Origin of the sequence: Lentzea aerocolonigenes (assembly GCF_000955955.1) — a bacterium.
Classification (GTDB): domain Bacteria; phylum Actinomycetota; class Actinomycetes; order Mycobacteriales; family Pseudonocardiaceae; genus Lentzea; species Lentzea aerocolonigenes_A.
Genome location: NZ_JYJG01000319.1, coordinates 1 through 3,066 on the forward strand (window position 1 = coordinate 1; position 3,066 = coordinate 3,066).

Annotated in this window: 3 protein-coding genes; 1 reads left to right on the forward strand and 2 read right to left on the reverse strand. The window is 67.9% G+C overall.

Annotation, left to right across the window (positions count from 1 at the left end):
* The coding region (locus UK23_RS35125; protein WP_045316053.1) for a YbiU family protein at positions 1-721 on the reverse strand (721 nt) is incomplete at its 3' end.
* 86 nt (positions 722-807) lie between these two features.
* Between UK23_RS35125 and UK23_RS35130 the strand changes: the two genes are divergently transcribed.
* Positions 808-1,884: an ROK family transcriptional regulator gene (locus UK23_RS35130; RefSeq protein ID WP_231114822.1), complete on the forward strand. Its 1,077-nt coding sequence runs from the start codon at positions 808-810 to the stop codon at positions 1,882-1,884.
* On the opposite strand, the gene UK23_RS35135 is transcribed toward UK23_RS35130, so the two are convergent.
* Positions 1,881-2,963: an FAD-dependent oxidoreductase gene (locus UK23_RS35135; protein WP_045316055.1), complete on the reverse strand. Its 1,083-nt coding sequence runs from the start codon at positions 2,961-2,963 to the stop codon at positions 1,881-1,883. The genes UK23_RS35130 and UK23_RS35135 overlap by 4 nt on opposite strands.
* Positions 2,964-3,066: the final 103 nt, after the last annotated feature.

Sequence of the window (3,066 nt, forward strand, 5' to 3'; positions counted from 1 at the left end):
ACATCGTGGTGCCGGGGTACTGCGGGCCGGTGGTGCGGTGGGCGGCGTCCCACGGGTCGTACTGCTCGACCGTGCCGTTGAAGAGGTGCCGGAACGCTTGCTGGTACTCCTTCGTCATCCACAGGTCGAGCGTGCCGGGGTCGAGGTGGGTGCCGAGGCCGCTGGAGTTCGCGCCGGGTGGGCGCCTTCGGATCCGGTCCGGGTAGTGGACGTCGCGGTCCGGGTCGAACCAGCCGTCGCTGCGCCACAGGCTGTTCAGGAAGCGTTGGACCGTGGCCATGCGCTCGTGTTCGCGCGCTTCGGTCTGCGCTGCTGACCAGTAGATCGGGTAGATCTCGGGCTTCGAGCCGACGCTGCCGAAGAAGTCGTCGCCGGGGCCGCGGTAGTTCTCGAAGAAGTTGTTGCGCTCCACATAGTCCACAATGGACTTGTCCCAGCTCTGGGCTTGCTCGCGGTCGAAGTGGTTGCGAACCACGAGGCAGCCGCGGCGTTTGACCAGGTCGGTCGGCGCGGTTCCGGCCTCGATGTCGGCGTAGTCGATCACCGGCCACGCCTGGCCCGCTTTGACGTCGTCGACCTCTTGCCGGATCTGCTTCTCGACGACGGCGAACACCTCCTCGACGGTCCGGCCAGAGGCTTCGATGTTCGCGCGGATCGCCTTTTTGATCTCGCGGATGGCTTTGGGCAGGTCAGGCGGGATGGTTTCCCAGTTCGGCAGCATGACACTCCTTCCAGTAAGGCCTCCTTACTTAGAACCATAGGCGTGTCGCACGCTTGTAGGCAAGACCTCTAACTAGAATGCGCGGCGTGCCGAAGCCGTCCCAGGAGCTGCTGCGCTCGATCTCCGACGAGCACGTGCTGCGCGCGTTGATGGCCCATCGACGCCTGACGCGGGCCGAGTTGGCCGTGGTCACAGGGCTGTCGAAGCCGACCGTGGGCGAGAGCGTTCGACGGTTGGAGGAGGTCGGGCTGGTCGCCGACACCGGCGAGCGAACGCCTGGTGGACGCGGCAAGGGTCGGGTCGGCTCGTTCTACAGCCTTGGCGACGTAGGTGTCGCGTTGGTGGTGACGATCGCGCACGACGGCGTGACGGCATCGTGCGTTGACGCGTACGGCGACTCGGTTTCGCGCGTGCACTCCCCCATCGGCGGGCCTGCCGAGGTTGCTTCGGTGTTGCCGATCGCGGCCGTGGAGGCTGTTGCGGGGCAACACGTCCGGCTGGCGGTGGTGAGTGCGGCCGATCCCGTCGACCGGCACACCGGACGGCTCGTGCAGCTACCGGACTCGCCGTTCCTGGTGGGAGCGCTGGATCCGGTCGAGGTGTTGCGGCCGTTCCTGAGCGGTCCGGTGATCGTGGACAACGACGTGAACTGGGCGGCGCAGGCCGAGCAGGCTTCTACCGGTGTCTCGGACTTCGCCTACCTGTACCTGGGCGAGGGCTTGGGATGCGCGATCGTCAGCGATGGCGAGGTGCGCCGCGGGCATTCCGGGCTGGCCGGGGAGATCTCGCACCTGATCACGGTCGGGCCGTCCGGGGCGGCCGTACCGTTCATCGAGGTGTTCGGTGCGCTGGGGCTGAGGCAACCGGAGTCGACGGCGATCGATGTCGCACGGTTGCTGGAGAGTCCGGATCTGGACGTGGTGGCGCGGGCGATCGGTGGAGTCGTCACCGCCCTGGTGACGTTGGCGGACCCGGAAGTCGTTGTGGTGGGCGGAACTTGGGGATCCGCGGTGCTCGACGCGATCACGGCGGCCTGCGACCGGCTGCCGCGCCACGTCGTTGTGGCGGCGGCATCGGTTTCGTCTCCGTCGTTCGCCGGCGCGCAGGCTCATGCCCTGGAGCAGCTGCGGAATGCGCTGATCGAGGCCTCCAGACAGCGCTAAGCGAGCAGGTCGAGCAGCTTCTGCGGGGGTTCATCGCCGAACAGGCTCTCGGTGATGCCGTCGGCGTCTTCCACGGTCTCGACGGCACGCACGAACATCGCTTCTTCGTACTCGTGCAGCGCGGTCTCGACATCCGCGTGCGTGGCAAGGGCTTTGGCGAGCTCGGCGCCGTCCAGCATGGCGAGGTTGGCGCCTTCGCCGTTGGCCACGGTGAGGTGGGCGGCGTCGCCGAGCAGGGTCACGCCCGGCACGCGGTCCCAGCGAAGCCCGCGCGGCAGGCCGTAGTGCGGGCGGATGATCGGCGTGACGTCGGACTCGGTGATCAGCGCGGTCAGTTCCGGTGCCCAGCCCTCGAACTCGGAGGCGATCTGCCGCGGATCCGTGACGTCGATGGTGTCGAACCACTCCAGCGGGCGGGTGAACTCGACGTAGGCGTGCAGGGTGTCACCGCGTTCCCGGTGCGCGAAGATCCCCTTGCCCTGGGACGGGGCGAACATCGAGCCACCACCGACGGTTTCGGCGAGGGTCGGGTGCGCGGTGTCGGCGTGGTAGAGATACGTCTCGACGAACGTCAGCCCCGCGTACTCCGGCTTCGCGTCGGTCAGCAACGGCCTCACCTTCGACCACGCGCCGTCCGCGCCCACGAGCAGTTCCGCCTCGACGCTGCTGCCGTTGGCGAACGTGACCGTGCGGCCCTCGACGGCCGTCACCTTGTGGCCCCACCGCACGGTGCCGGCCGGGAGGGAGTCGAGCAGGATCTGCCGCAGGTCAGCGCGTTGGATCTCGGGTCGTCCGCCGGTGCCGTCGTCGGGCTTGTCGAGCAGGACGGTGCCGTCGGTGTCGAGAACGCGGAGTGCCTGGCGTCCTTCGAGGACCTGCGCGTGGAACTCGTCCATCAACCCGGCGGCTTCCAGGGCGAGCTGGCCGTTGTAGTCGTGGATGTCGAGCATGCCGCCCTGCGACCGCGCGTTCGGCGACTCCTCCGCCTCGTAGACGACGGACGGGATGCCGTGGACGTGCAGGACGCGGGCGAGGGTGAGACCGCCGAGACCGGCGCCGATGATCGTGACTTTGTGCATGCGGCAACAGTGACGTGAGCTGCTGACACAGGTCGCACACGACGCTGGCACCCGGCTGTCAGGCCCTGTCAGTCACCACTCGGCGAAGCTGTCTCTTATACAC